Here is a 16,954-nt window from a genome sequence, read left to right as displayed (position 1 = left end):
GTCAGGCCGCCGGTCCGCGTTCGAGTTTCGTGAGCAGAGCGACGAGGGTGGCGATCTCGTCGTCGTCGAGGGCACCGAACGCGGCGGGCGCGGGGTCGTCGGTCGAGCGGGCGTCGGCGAGCATCGCGTGACCCTCGTCGGTGAGCGACACCAGTTTGCGGCGGCGGTTGGACGGGTCCACGGTGCGGGCGGCGAGGCCCCGGTTCTCGAGCTCGTTGACACCGACGGTCGCCGCGGGGGCGTCGATGGACGCCGAGGCCGCGAGGTCGCCGATGGTGATCGGACCGTCGGCGATACGACGCAGCAGTCGGAAGTGGTTGAACGGCAATCCGGTTCGGGCCATCATCGCCTTGCGCCACGGGCCGCGGTTGTCGATCACGAAGTGCGCCATCACCTGCCACGCGCGGGTGCGCTGATCAGACATGGGCCGGTGCCTTCGGCTCGGTCGGTTCGAACAGGAACGCGGTCTTCTCGACGGTGTTCTTCGCCCACGCGGTGGTGCTCGCGATGCCCAGCGCCGTGATCGCCAACGCCAGTCCGGTGGTCACCCACCACAGCGGCTGCACCGCGTCGGTGAACGCGCCGTCCGACGCCGTGACCGCGGCGCCGGCGATGGACCCGCTGATCGCGACACCGAGGCTCACGCCGAGTTGACGGCTCGTCGACGCCACGGCCGAGGCCGCGCCGGCGCGATCGCGAGGCATGCCGCTGACCGCCGATGTCGTGATCGGTGCGTTGACCAGACCGAACCCCACGCCGAACAGGCCGAAGGTGACGACGAGCTGCCATACCGGGGTGGTGGGCGTGAACGTGGTGAGCAGGATCGACGCCAGCGCCAGCAGCAGGCCCGAGACGATGAGCGACGGGCGCGTGCCGTACTTGCCCACCAGCCGTCCCGAGATCGGCGAGAAGATGAGCGTGCCCACGGCGATGGGCAGGTAGATGACGCCGGTGTGGATCGCGGAGTACCCGCGGACGTTCTGCAGGTAGTTCGACATCAGGAACAGGAAGCCGCCGTACGCGGAGAAGGCCAGGATGCCGATGACCGTGGCCGTCGCGAACGGGACGCTGCGGAAGAAGCGCAGGTCGATGAACGGTGACGCGTGTCGGCGTTCGTGTCGGATGAAGCCGACCAGGCCGATGATCGCCACGGCGAAGATCGCGAGCGAACGCGGATCGCCCCAGCCCAGGTTCGGACCCTCGATGAGTCCCGACACCAGCGCCGCCATGAACACGATGCCCAGTGCCTGGCCGATCGGGTCGAGCCTGCGGACGGTCGTCGACTTCGACTCCGGCACGAAGATCGCGGCCAGCACGACGGCGGCGGCGCAGATCGGGAGATTGATCCAGAACACGGCCTTCCAGTCGAGGACGTCGATGAGCACGCCGCCGACCATCGGACCGAGAGCCATCGAGATCCCCACGACCGCACCCCAGATACCCACGGCGCGAGCACGTTCGGCACGCCCGCTGAAGACCTGGGTGATGATCGACATCGCCACCGGGTTGAGCATCGATCCGCCGATGGCCTGCACGAACCGAGCCGCGATGAGCATCTCCACGCTGGTCGACAGGCTGCACAGCAGCGATCCGAGTGCGAAGACGGTGAGGCCGATCTGGAAGATGCGACGCCGTCCGATGCGGTCGGCCATGGCTCCGGAGAGCAGCAGCAGGCTGGCCAGGACCAGCGTGTAGATGTCGATCACCCACTGCAGGCCCGACACGGACGCGTCGAGATCACGACGGATCGCCGGGATCGCGACGTTCACGATCGTCGCGTCCATCGACACGATCAGCAGGCTGAGGCAGCAGGTGGCCAGGATGATCCATTTGCGCCGCGCGCTGTAGGTCTCGGTTTCCACCGGACCATTGTGAAACTACAACTGTTAGTCGGGCAAGCGATCGCCGAGTGGGATGGGTCACCGGGTCCGTCGACCGTGCCGAAACCGGCCGGCGAGTGTGCCGAACGTTGCCGCCGAGTGTGCCGATAACGTCTGCCGGGTGGACAGTTCTCCTGACGTGACCGCGCGATCGTGACCGGCGCACTCGACGGCATCGTCGTGGCCGACTTCAGTCGGGTGCTGGCCGGGCCCTACGCGACGATGATGATGGCCGACCTCGGCGCCGAGGTGGTGAAGGTCGAGCGACCCGGGACCGGCGACGACACCCGCTCCTGGGGGCCGCCGTTCCTCCCGTCCGACACCGCGAACGCCGACGGCGACCCGATGGCCACCTACTTCGCGTCGGTGAACCGCAACAAGGCCTCGCTCGTGGTGGATCTGCAGACCGATGAGGGGCGCAGGGAGGCTCGCGATCTGGTGCGCCGCTCGGATGTGGTGATCGAGAACTTCCGGGCCGGGACCATGGAACGGCTGGGCCTCGGTTACGACACCCTCGTCTCCGACACACCCGACCTCATCTACTGCGCCATCACGGGTTTCGGCCGCGATGGTGGCGCCGACATCCCCGGATACGACCTGCTGATCCAGGCCATGAGCGGACTGATGAGCATCACCGGCCCGGACGAGAGTTCGCCGAGCAAAGTCGGTGTCGCGGTGGTCGACGTGTTGACCGGGGTGCACGCGGTCGCCGGGATCCTCGCCGCGCTGCGTCATCGTGACCGCACCGGGGAGGGTCAGCGGGTGGATCTCGACCTCTTCTCGGTGGCGCTGTCGTCGATGGCGAACATGACCACCGCGTACCTCGGCGCCGATGTCGTACCGCGCTCGATGGGCAACCGCCATCCGAGCATCGTTCCGTACGAGGTGTTCTCGACCGCCGACCGACCGCTGGCGCTGGCCGTCGGGAACGACACCCAGTTCCGTCGGCTCGTCGACGCCCTGGACACGCCCGCCCTCGCCGAGGACGAACGGTTCGCCACCAACACCGCCCGCGTGGCCCACCGCGACGACCTCGTCGTCGAGCTGACGCGCGCGCTCCGCGAAGAGGGCGCCGACCACTGGTTTCGGGTGCTCACCCGAGCCGGTGTGCCGGCCGGTCCCATCAACGACATCGCCGAGGCGTTCGCCTTCGCGCGCTCGATCGGCATCGAACCCGCCGTCGCTGTCGCGGGGACCGACGTTCCCGCGGTGCGCAACCCGATCGGTATGTCGCTGACGCCGGCCACCTACCGTCTACCGCCGCCTGTGCTGCCCGACTGACGCGAACCACGGCCCAACTGACGCGAACGTCGGCCCAACCGGCGCGGACGTCGGCCCAACCGACGCGAACGTCGGCCCAACTGGCGGGAACGTCGGCCCAACTGCGGTGGTTACGTGCCCGACCGGCGGGGTGGGTCAGGGGCGGGGATCGGTGGGGAGGAGGCCGTGGAGGACGAGGTCGTGGCGGCGGCCGTCCTTGCCGAGCCGCGCCGAACGGAGAACACCCTCCTCCACGAACCCGCACCGAGCGGCCACGCGCCGCGACGCCGGGTTGTCGGCGTGGGCGTCGAGGGCGATGCGTCGGGCCCCGATGGACCACGAGTAGTCGATGAGCAACAGCGTTGCACGGGTGGCGATCCCGCGCCCCCGTGCCCAGGGCGACACCATGTAGCCGATCTCGGTGACGGCGGACTCCTCGTCGCGGATGCGCAGGCCGCAGGTGCCGATCAGGGCGCCGTCGGCGTCGGTGATGGCCATCTCGAATCCCGGCCACGCCCTCTGCGCCGAGGAGTCGACGAATTCCACGGCGTCCGCGCGGGTGAACGGGCTAGGTATGGAGGTGAAGGCCGCCGAATCGGGATCGAGGCAGGTGGCGAGCACCGAGTCGACATCGTCGACCCCCAGTGGGCGCAGGGTGATCACGCCGTCGGTCAGCGTCGGGATGGTGCGCGGCCAGTCCATCAGCTCACCGCCCCGTCGCCGTGCCCGAGTGATTCCATCAGGTCGGTCATGATCTCCGACCGGACGTCGGCGCGCATCACCGCGCTCACCGGGATCCGCAATCGACCTTCGCGTTCGCGCAGCCGGGCGATCGCCGACCCGGGTGGCTCGTCGTAGAGCACCGTCCACGCATCGGGTTGGTTGATCAGTTCCAGCGTCGCGGTGTGGTCGGCGGGCACCGGCGGACCGTACCGCGGGGTGAGCCCGACATCGGCGAACGCGTCGCGGATCACGGTGTGCAGCAACACCTGCTGCTTCTGCGGCGGCATGATCAGCGGGTGGTGGGCGAGATCGGCCAGGGCGACATCGTCGGCGCCGGCGAGAGGATGCTTCTCGGACACGGCCACCGTCAGCTCCTCCACCCACAGCTGCGTCACGTGCAGGCGACTGTCGACGAGGGTGCCGCGGATGAGTGCGATGTCGACGTCACCGGACACGACGGCGTCCACCCGGCGCTGGAAACTCTTGATCACGAACTCGATCTCGACGCCCGCGTGGCGTTCGCGGACCGCGGCGATCGCCGCCAGCGACCGTCGCGCGAACGACATGTTGGCCGCCAGCCGGATGCGTGACCCCGGGTCGCGCACCGCGGTGTACGCACGATTCTCGAGTTCGATGATCTGGCGCGCGATGGGGAGGAGGCGTTCGCCCGCGTCGGTCACACTCACCGTTCGCGTCGACCGCTCGAGCAGGGTGGCACCGAGGTCGCGTTCGAGGCGGGCGATCTGGTGGCTGATCGCCGACTGCGAGATGAAGGTGCGTTCGGCGGCTCTGCTGAAACTCAGCTCGTCGCACACGGCGACGAAGTAGGCCAACTGACGTAGCTCCACCACACACCTCGTCTCACCGCATCGCCGATCTCCCATGGCGCCGCCCGGAGGCGACGCCGTGAAGACTACCCGGCATTGATGAGCGATCGAGATCAGTCTCATATCGAAGTCGCGCGTGATCTCGGGATCAAAACCCAGCACCATGGGTGTTGGTCATGAGTGACCGACGTTCGCGATCGAGACGAGGAGTGCGACATGGGTACCGCGACAGAACAGACCTACGACGTGGTGATCGTGGGATCGGGCTTCGGTGGTGTCGCGGCGGCGCGCCGCCTGGCCGGCTCGGACAACTCGGTGCTGATGGTGTCGGGCAACGCCCAGTATCTCTTCCAACCGCTGCTCTACCAGGTGGCGGCCGGTGTCCTCGATCCCGAGACCGTCGCGCGCGACGCCGCCGATGCGGTTCCCGACTCGGTGGACGTGGTGACCGGATCGGTCACCGCGGTCGACGCCGACGCCCACACCGTGACCTACGACTCGGCCGCCGGTCAGGTGACTGTCGGCTACAAGTGGCTGATCGCGGCGACGGGTGCCTCGCAGTCGTATTTCGGACGCGACGAGTTCGCGCACCGGACCTTCTCGCTCAAGACCCGCGACGACGCCGTCCGGTTGCGTGAGCAGATGATCGCCAACTTCTCGAAGCCCGACGACGCGGCCGCGCAGAACTACGTGGTGGTCGGCGCCGGTGCGACAGGCGTCGAGCTCGCCGGTGAGATCGCCGGTCTCGCTCGACGTCATCAGCGCGGCGACGTCACCATCACCCTCGTCGAGGGTGTGAAGGAGGTCCTGCCGGCATTCGGTGGTCGGTTGAGCCGGTATGCGCAGCGGCGGCTCGAGAAGGGCGGGGTCGACGTGGTGCTCGGGTCGCTCGTCACAGACATCGACGACGGCGTCGTCACCATCGACATCGATCACGGGTCGGAGACACGGAGGATCGCGGCCGACACGGTGATCTGGGCCGCGGGGGTCTCGGCGTCGCCTTTCGCGCAGATCCTCGCCCAGGCCACCGACTGCGACACCGACCGCGCCGGGCGTCTTCGCGTCAACCCCGATCTCACGGTCGGTGCGCACGCCGATGTCTTCGCCGTCGGCGACATGACGATCCTGGAGAACTACCCCGGGCAGAGCCCCGTCGCCATGCAGGAGGGACGCCACGCCGCCGACACGATCACCCGCAGGATCGGACCCGGTACCCGATTCCGCTACTTCGACAAGGGCAGCATGTCGATCATCGGACGCGGGAGTGCGGTGCTGCAGACCCCGGTGAAGCTCGGCCTGACGGGGCTCCCGGCATGGGGCGCCTGGCTCGGCGTGCACCTCTACTACCTGTCGGGCATCCGGAATCGCCGCGACGCCCTCCTACGGTGGGTCGGCGCGTACGGCGCCAACTGGCGCCCGGGGCTGCGGGATGCGCGGCACGCCCAACACGGCGATCGGGTCCACCGCTAGGCGCACCGGTACTCCTCAGCCGCCGAACAGCAGGTACAGCCCGAGGAAGGTGTAGCCGACCATCGTCAGCATCAGGGCGAGCTGCCCGGTGAGTCGGTGGCGTCTCGGGAGCAGTCGTAGCGAGGCGTCGTGTGCGGCGATCACCGCGGCGATGTGGCCACCGACGACGAACACCAGTTTGAGCGTCGACGACACCGTCGGATGCGACGACAACACGTACTCGGGATGGATGTCGCTCAGCCACAACACGTTCCATCCACGATCGAGAGGATCGGCGAGCGAGGCGAACACCAGCTGGCTGCGTTCGACGATGTAGTTGAGGTAGTGGGCGAGGATGTAGCCGATCACGATCGGGATCAGGGTGTGCGTCATCTGCAGCGGCAGTCGACGCCGCTGCTGTGGCGTGACCCCGCCGGTGGCTCGCGTCGCCGCCCAGAACGTCGCCGCCACCACGGCGATGAAACCGGCGAGCGTTGCCGTCGACACCGCCGACGCAGCGGCGCTGCCCTCGCCCACATCGTCGATGGTCCTCTGCCACAACGGGAACGACGAGAAGCTGTCGAACGCCGTCGACCCCAGCAGCACCGACATCACCGCCAGCATCCCGGGCCGCTCGGGCAGCGTCTGCAGGTGCGCCAGGGGATTGCCCAGCACGACGCGACCCGACCCGTCACGACGGAACGGTGCGAAACGCGACGCCACGAGGCCGTAGGTCTCGAAGGGATCGGCTCGGGCGAACCATCGCGAGCCTGTGAGCGCAACGCCGACCGCCATGGCGACGACGTAGACCAGCAGCCAGATCCGGATGCCGGTCAGCGAATCGGGGTCTGGTGAGGCAAGTTCCAACCACACGAACGCGGCCAGTCCGACCGCTGCCGGTCGGTGTCCCCACGATTCCGGGTACGCGCGCCGAACCGGGGAACCGGTCGGCAGCCGCGCGAGCAGGCGCGCCACGGTCCGGATCGGTGAGATGACCCGCCACACCGGACCGAACAGCACCGACAGGACCACCAGCCCGACCCACAGCAGTACGTAGAACACCCCGGGTAGCGGGTTGACCTCGGGATCGTCGCTGCCCGCGACCGCCGCGAGCAGCACCCACACGGTGAACAGGAGTGCGGCGCCGGCGGCGACCCAGCGCACCCCGCGCGAGTCGACCAGCCGTGTGACCGCCGTCGGCAGAGCGACGCCGGGAGCTCGCGGCTCCAACCGCGGCGTCCTCCAGGCGAAGGCGACGATCGCGAACGATGCCGTGAGTGCCCACGCGCCACCGATCAGCGCGTAGGTGTAGGGCAGCGGGAGGTACTCCGCGCCGAGACCGTGCGCCAGGATCGTGCTCTGGCTCATCGCCGTTCGGCCGGATCGGTGTCCGCGGAATCGGTACCGGCGGCAGCATCGGGATCGTCGTCCTCGTCGTCACCACGCCGCCGGTCGCGCACGGCGACGAACACGATCACGCCGACCAGCAGGACGGCCGGGACGAACGCGGGCAGCGCCAACAGGAGCGAATGCGACGCCAGCGTCGTCGTGGTCGTCACGGACGCGGCCCCACCTTCGGTCGCTCGGTGGCCGTGCGCACAGGCGTGGCGTCGTTCCGGTTGATCCGGGCCGCGCCCCACGCCATGGCCGTGATCAGCAGCAGCGAGCAGACGCCGACGACCAGCGACGCCGCACCGTACAGCCAGCTCGGGTAGTCGAACGTGCGCTCGCGCTGCAGGATCGTGATCTCGCGGACGAAGTCGCGGGTCATCCGCGGCTCGGCCGGCACCTGCTGAGCGCCGATGCCCGGGTCGGCAGGAAGGTAGATCGGCACCGCGGTCATGGTGGTGCCGTCCTGCACGCGCAGCAATGTCTTCCACGAACCCGAGGTCGGCACCGACTTCGTCGAGCGGTACAGCCCGGGGCCGATCTTCTCCAGGGGGTCGATGATGAGGCCACGGGATTTGTCGAGACCGCCCTGCCAGGCGAGAAGCGTCACCCACTCGGGGTCGTCGCTGACGAGATCCTTTGGCGTGATCGCGACGACGGCGGTCGCGCGGGTCTCACCGTCGACACTCGCCGCCGGACTCAGGGTGATGGTCGCGCTGGCGTTCTCGGGCACCGTCGTCCGCAGTCCGTTCGCGACCGCACCGCCGATCACCAGCACGGTGATCGCGACGGCGACGGTGGCCCACTTCGGCCGCGGCAGCCGTTCGCCGGTGAGGATGATGCCGAGCAGTGCCCCGCACAGGCCCATCCCGACGGCCACGGGGATCGCCATCGCGAGGGCCTCGGCCCACATGCCGACCGGCCACGGGTAGTGGTACACCGCATCGATCCACAGCGACTCGAGATACAGTCCCGCGGTGGCGATCCCGAGCCCGCCGACGACGCCGAACCACACCGGTCGACGGATGAGCGGAGTCAGCGCGAGGAGTTCGATCACCACGGCCGGGCCGAGGTACAGCGCGAAGACGTTGATCGGCGCGCCGAGACCGGGACCGACGACGAGGGCGACGACGCCCCGGATGACGGCGGCGAACACCGCGGCGATGATGGCGGCACCGCGACCGAGCGTGATGCGGGCGGCGATCAACGCGAACGCAGCCGCTCCGGCGATCATCATGGGCTGCAACACGAGTCGGAACTGCTCGATGCCGAAGTCGTATTCGATCTGGAACACCGACAGGCCGATCAGCAGACCGCCGAACGCGAGGCACCGCACCAGCCACATGCCGCGCCCGTCGGTCGGGGCGTCGTCACCCATCGCCGCCCGCCCCTCGCGCTCGAGGAGCAGGACGCCGATCAGCGACATCCCGGCGCCGCCGATCAGCATGAGGTGCGTCGGGCCCCACAGGGTGACGTCCTGGCCGAAGATGCGGTGCCAGATGTCGTCGAGGGGGAACCCGATCAGCGCGTACAGACCGGAGCCCGCCAGCAGGATTCCGCCGACCGGCGCATGCCAGGTGCGGGTGATGCGGACCGCGGCGCGACCGGGCTTGTCGTAGGGCAGGAAGATCGAGAGCATGCCTGCGATGAACAGCAGGAACAGGCCCACCAGGATGAAGTAGTGCGCCGGGTTCGCCAGCGGTCCCGCGTCGCGCCCCTTGCCGACGTGCAGGCTGACGTCCCAGAGGAAGCCGAACAGCGCGCAGATGATGGTCGACACGAACAGGAACACCGGTAGCGCGGCCCACGGCGGACGGTTCAGGCGCCGGCCGGCCCACTCGCCGAGCGAGGTCAGCCAGGTGATCTTGTGGGTGCGGTGACGCCACCCGGTCCACAGGAGTGCCACCGAGACCACGGCGGCGGCCACACTCATCCCGAACACCTGGTCGAGCGCCGCGCCACCGCCCTCGGAGCCCGCCGCCGCGCGAACCACATCAACCGCTGTTGTCATGGTGTCAGTATTGAACAACCACCGTTGTCATGTCACGACATCGCGCAAACCGGGTGAACCGGCCTCACCGGTCGGCGGGCGCCAGGTCCTCCTGAACGTCGCGACCTGCCTCGACGCGCGCGGCGTGGAAGTCCTTCGATCGGATGAGGAACGCTGCGCTCAGCGCCGCGATCCCGGCGATACATGCCGCGATCAGCAGGATGAGGTCGAGCGCGTCGGCGTATCCGCGCCCCGCACGCTCGGCGACCAGCTCGCGCAACGGCGCTGGGACGGAATCGATGACCTGTGCCGCGGCTCCGTTGGCGACGGCGTCACCGATCTCGCGGCCCTTGTCGGCGAGCGGCGTACCGGCCAGCGCCGACTGCACGTTGTCGCTCAGTCGCGAGGCCAGCAGGCTGCCCAGCAGGGCGACGCCGGTGGCGATGCCGATCTGGCGGAACGTGGAGTTCATGCCCGAGGCCATGCCGGCGCGCGACTGTTCGACGACGCCGACGGCGGTGGACGCCAGCGGCACATTGATCAGGCCCGTGCCGATGCCGGCGACGATGAAGCCCGGGATGAACTGCGTCCAACCACCGGTGGGGTCGGTGCCGCGCATCAGCAGCAGGCCGACGCCGACCAGGATGAAGCCGGGCGTGATGAGCCAGCGTGCGGGCACCTTGTCGGAGAGTCGACCGGCGATGGCGGCCGAGACGAAGACGAGTCCGGAGAACGGCAGGAAGTACAGACCCGCCTGCAACGCGGAGTACCCCATGGTGCCCTGCAGGTAGATGACGATGTAGGTCAGCAGCGAGAACATCGAGGCCGAGATGGCCCACGCGGCGATGAGCCCGCCGGTGAAGGTGGGGACCCGGAACAGCGCGGCGTAGACCATCGGCTCGGCGACGGTGCGCTCGACGACGGCGAACGCGATCAACAGCACGGCGGCGGCGATGAGGGAACCGGAGACCTGCAGCGAGCTCCACCCGTCGGCATGGCTTCGGATGAGTCCGAACACCAGGAAAGCCAGTGCGGCGCTGAAGGTCACGCAGCCCAGCCAGTCGATCTTGTGGGTGCCGGGGGCCTTCGACTCGTCGACCCCGACCATCGTGATGACCAGCGCGACGATGCCGACGGGGATGTTGACGAAGAAGATCCAGTGCCACGACAGTCCGGTGGTGAGGACGCCGCCGAGGACCGGCCCGACCGCGACCGAGACGCCGGTGACCGCGCCGAAGACGCCGAAGGCGACACCGCGTTCACGTGGGGCGAACGCCTGGGCCAGCAGGGCCAGGGCGGTGGCGAACATGATCGCGCCGCCGACGCCCTGGGCGAGGCGGGCGATGATGAGCGTGAGGATGTTCGGCGCGAGACCGCAGGCGAGCGATCCGACGGTGAACACCACGATGCCGGTGGCGAACACCAGGCGTCGGCCGACGATGTCGGCGATGGTGCCCGAGGTCAGCAGGAGCGCGGCGAGCGACAGCGCGTAGGCGTCGACGACCCACTGCAGGTCGGACAGGTTGGAGTCGAGGTCTTTCTGGATGTCGGGAAGTGCGACGTTCACGATGGTGACGTCGAGCAGGAGCATGAACACGCCGGTGCAGACGGCGGTCAGGGTGAGCCACTTGCGGGCCATGGATCCTCCAGGTTGAGTGCGGACTCAGAAAATGGTGACACATTCTGAGTGGACACTCAACAATTGACTTCCGTTGGGTAGTGTGGCCCGCATGGCGCGACGCGGCAGACCACCGGCGATCGGGCGCGACGAGGTGTTGGCCTCAGCGCTCGAGGTGCTGCGCGAGCGCGGGGTCGCACGCCTGACCACACGCGAGGTCGCCTCGCGCGCAGGTGTTTCCGAGGGTTCGATCTTCTATCACTTCCGCGACCGACATGGTCTGCTCACCGCCGTCTTCAACGAGGCGTTGCGCCCGCTGTTCGCGTTCAAGAACGACATGGATCCCACCGCGGTCGGTGATCTCGAAGATGTCCGTGCGGTGCTCGAGCAGTACGTCGCGGCGGTGCACACGTTCCTCGACGACGGTCTCGAGTTGCTGGTCGCCGCCCATGGCGACGCCGGCCTGCGCGACGAGGTGGGCGCGGTGGTGGCGGCCAACGACTTCGGGCCCCATCGCGGTGTCGCCGCGGTGGGCGAGTACTTCGGCGCGCTGAAGGACGCCGGCTTCATCGCCGACGACGTCGACACCGACACCGCGGCCTATCTGATGGTCAGCGCGGCGTTCCTGCGCTCGGCGCAGCCCAAACTGTTCGGCCACGCGAAGGGCATCGCGTCGATGACCGACGTGATCGACGCCGTCGTGGCCATGCTCGGCGCACCGGCCCGGGCGACCGGATCGATCTAACCGACCACCTTCTCGGTCTTCGCGTACCCGCTCTCGACGCCGTCTTTGTACGGACGCCACCAGTCGGCGTTGTCGCGGTACCACTCGATGGTCGCGGTGAGGCCGGCGGTGAAGTCGACATATCGGGGTGTCCAGCCGAGTTCGGTACGCAACCGCGTGGAGTCGATGGCGTAGCGCATGTCGTGTCCGGGTCGGTCGGTCACGTGGTCGTAGGCGTCGGCGGGTTCACCCAGGATCGCCAGGATCGACTCGACGACCGTCTTGTTGTCGGTCTCTCCGTCGGCGCCGATCAGGTAGGTCTCGCCGACCGTGCCGCGCTCGACGATGGTCCACACGGCGTCGTTGTGGTCGTCGACGTGGATCCAGTCGCGCACGTTCGTCCCCGCGCCGTACAGCTTGGGTCGCAAGCCGCTCAGCACGTTGGTGATCTGCCGCGGGATGAACTTCTCGATGTGCTGATAGGGCCCGTAGTTGTTCGAGCAGTTCGACAGCGTCGCGTGGATCCCGAACGACCGCACCCACGCGCGGACCAGCAGATCGCTGCCGGCCTTCGTGGAGCTGTACGGGCTCGAGGGGTTGTAGGGCGTCGACTCGGTGAACCGGGCGGGGTCGTCGAGTTCGAGATCGCCGTAGACCTCGTCGGTGCTGATGTGGTGATAGCGGGTGCCATGACGGCGGACCGACTCGAGAAGCGTGTACGTACCGATGAGGTTGGTGTGCACGAAGGCCGACGGATCGGCCAGCGAGTTGTCGTTGTGCGACTCGGCGGCGAAGTGCACCACCAGGTCGGTCGCGGCGACGAGCGGGTCGACCACGGCGGCGTCGGCGACGTCACCCTGCACCAGTGTGATGCGGTCGGCGACCGACGACAGGGTCGCCGGGTTCGCGGCGTAGGTGAGCTTGTCGAGCACGGTGATCTCGACGTCGGGACGTTGTTCCACGGTGCGCAACACGAAGTTCGCGCCGATGAAACCCGCCCCGCCGGTGACCAGAACACGCATCAGGTGGTTCCTTCCCTCGAGGGCGAAGACTACCGGCCCCGTAGCGCGGTCGCGTGACTCACGCGTGTGCGCGCGGTGCAATAGTGTGGCGCCATGCGGGGAATCATCCTGGCCGGTGGCACCGGTTCACGACTCCATCCGATCACCCTCGGCGTCAGCAAACAGCTGGTGCCGGTCTACGACAAACCGATGATCTACTACCCGTTGTCGACGTTGATGCTCGCCGGCATCCGCGACATCCTGGTGATCACCACTCCCGGTGATGCGGCGTCGTTTTCGCATCTGCTCGGTGACGGTTCGCAGTTCGGTATCTCGATCACCTACGCCGTGCAGCCGTCCCCCGACGGCCTGGCGCAGGCATTCGTGCTCGGGGCCGAGCACATCGGGAACGATTCCGTCGCACTGGTTCTCGGCGACAACATCTTCTACGGGCCCGGCCTCGGCGACAAGCTGATGGCCTACACCGACGTCGACGGCGGGTCGATCTTCGCCTACTGGGTGGCCGAGCCCAGCGCCTACGGCGTGGTCGATTTCGATTCCGACGGCAAAGCGATTGCACTGCAGGAGAAGCCGGAGAAGCCGCGGTCGAACTACGCGGTGCCGGGGCTGTACTTCTACGACAACGACGTGATCGAGATCGCGCGGTCGCTTCAGCCCAGTGCGCGGGGCGAGCTCGAGATCACCGACGTCAACGCGACGTATCTGCAGCGCGAGAAGCTGTCGGTGCACGTGCTGCCCCGCGGTACCGCCTGGCTCGACACCGGTACCTTCGACTCGCTGCAGGACGCCGGGAATTTCGTACGAACGGTCGAACAACGGCAGGGTCTGAAGATCGCCGTGCCCGAGGAGATCGCGTGGCGCCGCGGCTTCATCGACGAAGACGGACTGCGCCGCCGCGCCGAGACCCTGATGAAGTCGGGGTACGGCGCCTACCTGCTGACGATCCTGGAACAGGGGAGCTGACATGCGTGTGCGACCACTGACGATCGCCGGGTCGTGGGAACTGACACCGGTCCAGCACGGTGACCCGCGCGGGGTGTTCCTCGAGGCGTTCAAGGCGCCGGTTCTCGCCGAGCTGATCGGGCACGATTTCACCCTCGCGCAGGTCAACATCTCGGTGTCGGCGGCCGGGGTGCTGCGCGGCATCCACTACGCCGACACCCCACCCGGACAAGGGAAGTACGTGACGTGTCCGCGCGGCGCGATCCTCGATGTCGTGGTCGACATCCGCGAGGGGTCGCCGACCTTCGGGCAGTGGGACAGTGTCGTGCTCGACGACGTCGACCGTCGCGCGATCTATCTGTCGGAGGGGCTCGGGCACGCGTTCTGCTCGCTCGAGGACGACTCGACGGTCTCGTATTTCTGCTCGACCGGCTACAACCCGGGCGGTGAGCATGGCATCCATCCGCTCGACGCCGACGTCGGGATCGACTGGCCCGCTGTGGGCCGCGACGGTGCTCCGCTGGAGTACTCGCTCTCGGACAAGGACACCGCCGCTCCGACGCTGGCGCAGGCCCGCGCCGACGGCGCGCTGCCACGCCTCGACGATGTCGAGAGCTACCTGCGCGGTCTCGCCGCCCGCGACGCCTGACCCCGGGTTCACGACGTTCGGTGTCGGGTTCAGAGTGTCACCCCGCCTGGCCGTAGACGTTCTCGGCGTGTAACCGCAGCACGAGCCGGCCGTCGGCGACCATGGCGCGCCGGTAGTCGTCCCAGTCGGGATGCTCGCCGCCGATGGAGCGGTACAGCGCGATCAGTTCCTCGACCGCGTCGTCCTCGGGTGCCGCCGCGACCGCGCTGAGTTCGACCGGGCCGTCGGCCACGGCGTACGACCAGCCGTCGGGGCTGCTCACGTGCAGCGCGGCCCGCGGATCGCGCCGCAGGTTCGCAGTCTTCGCGCGGCCGTCGGTGATCGACACCCGTAGGACCGACGTCCCCGGATCGAACGCGTAGTTGACCGTCGACAGCTGCGGTCGGCCGTCGCGACGGATCGTCGCGAGCACGCCCTGATCGTGTACACGGATGAGATCGATGAGTGCAGATCGCGTGGCCATGTGTGGACTATGACGGCCACGGGTCCCGGCGACAACCCCTTGTGAGGCGACGTCGCTAGTGTGGGGTGATGAGTGACGACATCGAGAGCATCGCCGAGGGCGAAGGCAACGAATACAGCTACGACTCCGAGGATCAGCCCGGCGCCGAGGACGGCCTCGACGTCCGAGGACTCGACGATCCCCTCGACGAGGGGTACTCGCCGCCGGAGAAGCCGAGCCCCGCAACGCGATACGGCATCACCGCCGAGGAGCAGCGCGAGGGCGAGTCACTCGACCAGCATCTCGCGGAGGAGGTGCCCGACCCGACGACCGAGGTCGCGTTCCACGACGACGTCGCCCCGCGCGTGCCCGCGAACGACGAGGACCTGTCCGAGGACATCGACGAGGTCGACGAGTTCGGTGACGACGCAACGATCACCGGTGAGGTCGGCGACGAGCGTTCCGGCCGGTTGATCTCGCCCGACGAAGGCGTCAACCCCCACATCACGCATCAGGAGGTCGCCTCCGACGCCGGCATCGACGGAGCCGGGGCATCGGCCGAGGAAGCCGCCGTGCACACCGTTCCCGACGGTCAGATCCCCTGATCTAGCGCGACTCGGGAAACGCCGGTAGCGCCTTCTGGCGCAACCACTTCTGCCACAGCGGCGTGAGCGACGCGGCGCTGTGACGCGCGGCGAGTGCCGTGAAGTCGTCGGTGCTCACCGAGCTGTAGCGGTGTTCGCGGGTCCATTCCTTGAGCAGTTCGAAGAAGGCCTTGTCGCCGATCGTGGTGCGCAGTGCGTGCAGCGTGAGTGCGCCGCGCTTGTAGACGCGGTCGTCGAACATCTTCTCGGGCCCCGGATCGCCGATCACGATGTCCTTGCGCGAGGTCGCCAACTGCCGGTGGTGTCGGCGGGCCAGGTTGTCGGCGGTGTCGTCGCCGGCGTACTCGGCCCACAGCCACTCGCTGTAGCAGGCGAAACCCTCGTGCAGCCAGATGTCCTGCCACCGCGCCAGGGTCAGCGAGTTGCCGAACCACTGGTGGGCGAGCTCGTGGGCGACCAGTCGCTCCGACCCGCCGTTGCCGTCGCAGTGGTTCGCGCCGAACGTCGACATCCCCTGCGCCTCGATCGGGATCTCGAGGTTGTCGTCGGTGACGACCACGGTGTACTCGGGGAACGGATACGGGCCGAACATGTCGCAGAACGCCGTCATCATCTGTTCCTGGCGCGCGAAATCGGCATCGAAGCCCGCGCGAAGCCGCTCGGGCAGCACCGCGTGGATCTTCACCGGCTTCGTCGCGAGCGTCGTCCGCACATAGGGCCCGATGGAGATGGTCGCGAGGTAGGTCGCCATCGGCTCCACCTGCTCGTACACCCACGTCGTCATCGCGGCCTTGGTGCGTTTGCGCTGCAGGGTCCCGTTCGCGATCGCGTGATACGGCGACTCGGTGGTGATCGCGATCCGGTACGACGCCTTCGACGAGGGGTGGTCGTCGCACGGGAACCACGACGCCGCGCCGTTGGGCTGGTTGGCGCACAACGCACCCTCGGTCAGTTCCTCGAACCCGACCTCGCCCCACGGCCCGCGGATGGGCTTCGGCGAACCCGCGTACTTGATGACCACGGTCATCGAGGCGCCCGGCGGCGGGGGAGTCGCGGGGGTGATCGACAGCTTGTTGGACCGTTGGCTGTAGCGCGAGGCCCGCTTGCCGTTCACCGACACCCGCGCCACCGACAGCGACGTGGCGAGGTCGAGCGTGAAGCGTCCGAGATGGTTGATGGCGGTCGCGGTGATGGTCGCGACGCCGGTCAGGCGGTTGCTGGCCACCTTGTACTCGAGCTCGAGGTCGTACCGGCTGACCCGATAACCGAGGTTGCCGTTCTTGGGCAGGTACGGGTCGATGCCGTCGGTCGGGTCACCCAGGAGAGGGCCGCCACTCGATGAACCCGTACCCGATGAACTGCTGACCGGCACCAAACCTCCACTCGCACATGTGTGTCGTGGCACGGCGCCCACGATCGTGAAATGAGGTTACC

17 protein-coding genes are annotated in these 16,954 nt (G+C 68.2%); 6 read left to right on the top strand and 11 right to left on the bottom strand.

Going from position 1 to position 16,954, the window contains the following annotated elements; genetic code table 11:
* Position 1: 1 nt before the first annotated feature.
* Positions 2-424: a MarR family winged helix-turn-helix transcriptional regulator gene (locus ACLBW1_RS11555; RefSeq protein WP_447811961.1), complete on the bottom strand. Its 423-nt coding sequence runs from the start codon at positions 422-424 to the stop codon at positions 2-4.
* A complete protein-coding gene (locus ACLBW1_RS11550; protein WP_447811960.1) occupies positions 417-1,862 on the bottom strand; it encodes an MFS transporter in 1,446 nt (481 codons plus the stop codon). The genes ACLBW1_RS11555 and ACLBW1_RS11550 overlap by 8 nt, the downstream gene beginning before the upstream one ends.
* 168 nt (positions 1,863-2,030) lie before the next feature.
* Between ACLBW1_RS11550 and ACLBW1_RS11545 the strand changes: the two genes are divergently transcribed.
* Positions 2,031-3,161, top strand: coding sequence for a CaiB/BaiF CoA transferase family protein (locus ACLBW1_RS11545; protein WP_447812169.1), 1,131 nt, complete (start codon positions 2,031-2,033; stop codon positions 3,159-3,161).
* Positions 3,162-3,296: 135 nt separating this feature from the next.
* Here ACLBW1_RS11545 and ACLBW1_RS11540 read toward each other — a convergent pair whose 3' ends face one another.
* Together ACLBW1_RS11540 and ACLBW1_RS11535 are read right to left on the bottom strand one after the other, a co-directional pair.
* A complete protein-coding gene (locus ACLBW1_RS11540) occupies positions 3,297-3,842 on the bottom strand; it encodes a GNAT family N-acetyltransferase (RefSeq protein WP_447811959.1) in 546 nt (181 codons plus the stop codon).
* The gene (locus tag ACLBW1_RS11535) at positions 3,842-4,711 is read right to left on the bottom strand and encodes a LysR family transcriptional regulator (RefSeq protein WP_447811958.1); all 870 of its coding nucleotides are present in this window, start codon (positions 4,709-4,711) and stop codon (positions 3,842-3,844) included. Before ACLBW1_RS11535 ends, ACLBW1_RS11540 begins: the two co-directional genes overlap by 1 nt.
* 195 nt (positions 4,712-4,906) lie before the next feature.
* Here ACLBW1_RS11535 and ACLBW1_RS11530 point away from each other — a divergent pair, with 195 nt between their 5' ends.
* Positions 4,907-6,160 (top strand): NAD(P)/FAD-dependent oxidoreductase, encoded by a 1,254-nt coding sequence (locus tag ACLBW1_RS11530; RefSeq protein WP_447811957.1) that lies wholly within the window; start codon positions 4,907-4,909, stop codon positions 6,158-6,160.
* 15 nt (positions 6,161-6,175) lie between these two features.
* Here ACLBW1_RS11530 and ACLBW1_RS11525 read toward each other — a convergent pair whose 3' ends face one another.
* The 4 genes from ACLBW1_RS11525 to ACLBW1_RS11510 form a co-directional block, all read right to left on the bottom strand.
* Positions 6,176-7,507, bottom strand: a complete 1,332-nt coding sequence (locus tag ACLBW1_RS11525) for a hypothetical protein (protein WP_447811956.1) — start codon at positions 7,505-7,507, stop codon at positions 6,176-6,178.
* Entirely contained in the window at positions 7,504-7,698 is a 195-nt protein-coding gene (locus ACLBW1_RS11520; RefSeq protein ID WP_447811955.1) for a hypothetical protein, read from the bottom strand. The genes ACLBW1_RS11525 and ACLBW1_RS11520 overlap by 4 nt, the downstream gene beginning before the upstream one ends.
* Positions 7,695-9,539, bottom strand: a complete 1,845-nt coding sequence (locus tag ACLBW1_RS11515) for a hypothetical protein (protein WP_447811954.1) — start codon at positions 9,537-9,539, stop codon at positions 7,695-7,697. Before ACLBW1_RS11515 ends, ACLBW1_RS11520 begins: the two co-directional genes overlap by 4 nt.
* Positions 9,540-9,603: 64 nt before the next feature.
* The gene (locus ACLBW1_RS11510) at positions 9,604-11,157 is read right to left on the bottom strand and encodes an MFS transporter (protein ID WP_447811953.1); all 1,554 of its coding nucleotides are present in this window, start codon (positions 11,155-11,157) and stop codon (positions 9,604-9,606) included.
* Positions 11,158-11,248: 91 nt separating this feature from the next.
* Between ACLBW1_RS11510 and ACLBW1_RS11505 the strand changes: the two genes are divergently transcribed.
* On the top strand, positions 11,249-11,881 hold the full coding sequence (locus ACLBW1_RS11505) for a TetR/AcrR family transcriptional regulator (RefSeq protein ID WP_447811952.1): 633 nt from the start codon (positions 11,249-11,251) through the stop codon (positions 11,879-11,881).
* Here the strand turns inward: ACLBW1_RS11505 and rfbB are convergent.
* Positions 11,878-12,882 carry a dTDP-glucose 4,6-dehydratase gene (gene rfbB / locus ACLBW1_RS11500; RefSeq protein ID WP_447811951.1) on the bottom strand — a complete coding sequence of 335 codons (1,005 nt, stop codon included), beginning with the start codon at positions 12,880-12,882 and terminating at the stop codon, positions 11,878-11,880. The two genes, ACLBW1_RS11505 and rfbB, sit on opposite strands and share 4 nt — an antisense overlap.
* 93 nt (positions 12,883-12,975) lie before the next feature.
* Here rfbB and rfbA point away from each other — a divergent pair, with 93 nt between their 5' ends.
* Both rfbA and ACLBW1_RS11490 read left to right on the top strand, forming a co-directional pair.
* On the top strand, positions 12,976-13,845 hold the full coding sequence (rfbA, locus tag ACLBW1_RS11495) for a glucose-1-phosphate thymidylyltransferase RfbA (protein ID WP_447811950.1): 870 nt from the start codon (positions 12,976-12,978) through the stop codon (positions 13,843-13,845).
* Position 13,846: 1 nt separating this feature from the next.
* Positions 13,847-14,473 carry a dTDP-4-dehydrorhamnose 3,5-epimerase family protein gene (locus ACLBW1_RS11490; protein WP_447811949.1) on the top strand — a complete coding sequence of 209 codons (627 nt, stop codon included), beginning with the start codon at positions 13,847-13,849 and terminating at the stop codon, positions 14,471-14,473.
* Between the two features lie 37 nt (positions 14,474-14,510).
* On the opposite strand, the gene ACLBW1_RS11485 is transcribed toward ACLBW1_RS11490, so the two are convergent.
* Complete coding sequence (locus ACLBW1_RS11485; RefSeq protein ID WP_447811948.1) at positions 14,511-14,936, bottom strand: PPOX class F420-dependent oxidoreductase; 426 nt, start codon at positions 14,934-14,936, stop codon at positions 14,511-14,513.
* 68 nt (positions 14,937-15,004) lie between these two features.
* On the opposite strand from ACLBW1_RS11485, the gene ACLBW1_RS11480 reads away from it, so the two are divergent.
* Positions 15,005-15,520, top strand: coding sequence for a DUF5709 domain-containing protein (locus ACLBW1_RS11480; RefSeq protein WP_447811947.1), 516 nt, complete (start codon positions 15,005-15,007; stop codon positions 15,518-15,520).
* A 1-nt stretch (position 15,521) separates the two neighbouring features.
* Here ACLBW1_RS11480 and ACLBW1_RS11475 read toward each other — a convergent pair whose 3' ends face one another.
* On the bottom strand, positions 15,522-16,892 hold the full coding sequence (locus ACLBW1_RS11475) for a M1 family metallopeptidase (RefSeq protein ID WP_447811946.1): 1,371 nt from the start codon (positions 16,890-16,892) through the stop codon (positions 15,522-15,524).
* Between the last annotated feature and the right edge of the window lie 62 nt (positions 16,893-16,954).

The sequence above is a fragment of the Williamsia sp. M5A3_1d genome (assembly GCF_053345315.1).
This window is presented reverse-complemented; position numbering and strand designations above follow the sequence as displayed.

Coding starts and splice junctions, on each gene's coding strand:
- ACLBW1_RS11555 (WP_447811961.1), bottom strand. CDS start 424: ATGTCTGATCAGCGCACCCGCGCGTGGCAGGTGATGGCGCACTTCGTG.
- ACLBW1_RS11540 (WP_447811959.1), bottom strand. CDS start 3,842: ATGGACTGGCCGCGCACCATCCCGACGCTGACCGACGGCGTGATCACC.
- ACLBW1_RS11530 (WP_447811957.1), top strand. CDS start 4,907: ATGGGTACCGCGACAGAACAGACCTACGACGTGGTGATCGTGGGATCG.
- ACLBW1_RS11525 (WP_447811956.1), bottom strand. CDS start 7,507: ATGAGCCAGAGCACGATCCTGGCGCACGGTCTCGGCGCGGAGTACCTC.
- ACLBW1_RS11515 (WP_447811954.1), bottom strand. CDS start 9,539: ATGACAACAGCGGTTGATGTGGTTCGCGCGGCGGCGGGCTCCGAGGGC.
- ACLBW1_RS11510 (WP_447811953.1), bottom strand. CDS start 11,157: ATGGCCCGCAAGTGGCTCACCCTGACCGCCGTCTGCACCGGCGTGTTC.
- ACLBW1_RS11505 (WP_447811952.1), top strand. CDS start 11,249: ATGGCGCGACGCGGCAGACCACCGGCGATCGGGCGCGACGAGGTGTTG.
- rfbB (WP_447811951.1), bottom strand. CDS start 12,882: ATGCGTGTTCTGGTCACCGGCGGGGCGGGTTTCATCGGCGCGAACTTC.
- rfbA (WP_447811950.1), top strand. CDS start 12,976: ATGCGGGGAATCATCCTGGCCGGTGGCACCGGTTCACGACTCCATCCG.
- ACLBW1_RS11490 (WP_447811949.1), top strand. CDS start 13,847: ATGCGTGTGCGACCACTGACGATCGCCGGGTCGTGGGAACTGACACCG.
- ACLBW1_RS11485 (WP_447811948.1), bottom strand. CDS start 14,936: ATGGCCACGCGATCTGCACTCATCGATCTCATCCGTGTACACGATCAG.
- ACLBW1_RS11480 (WP_447811947.1), top strand. CDS start 15,005: ATGAGTGACGACATCGAGAGCATCGCCGAGGGCGAAGGCAACGAATAC.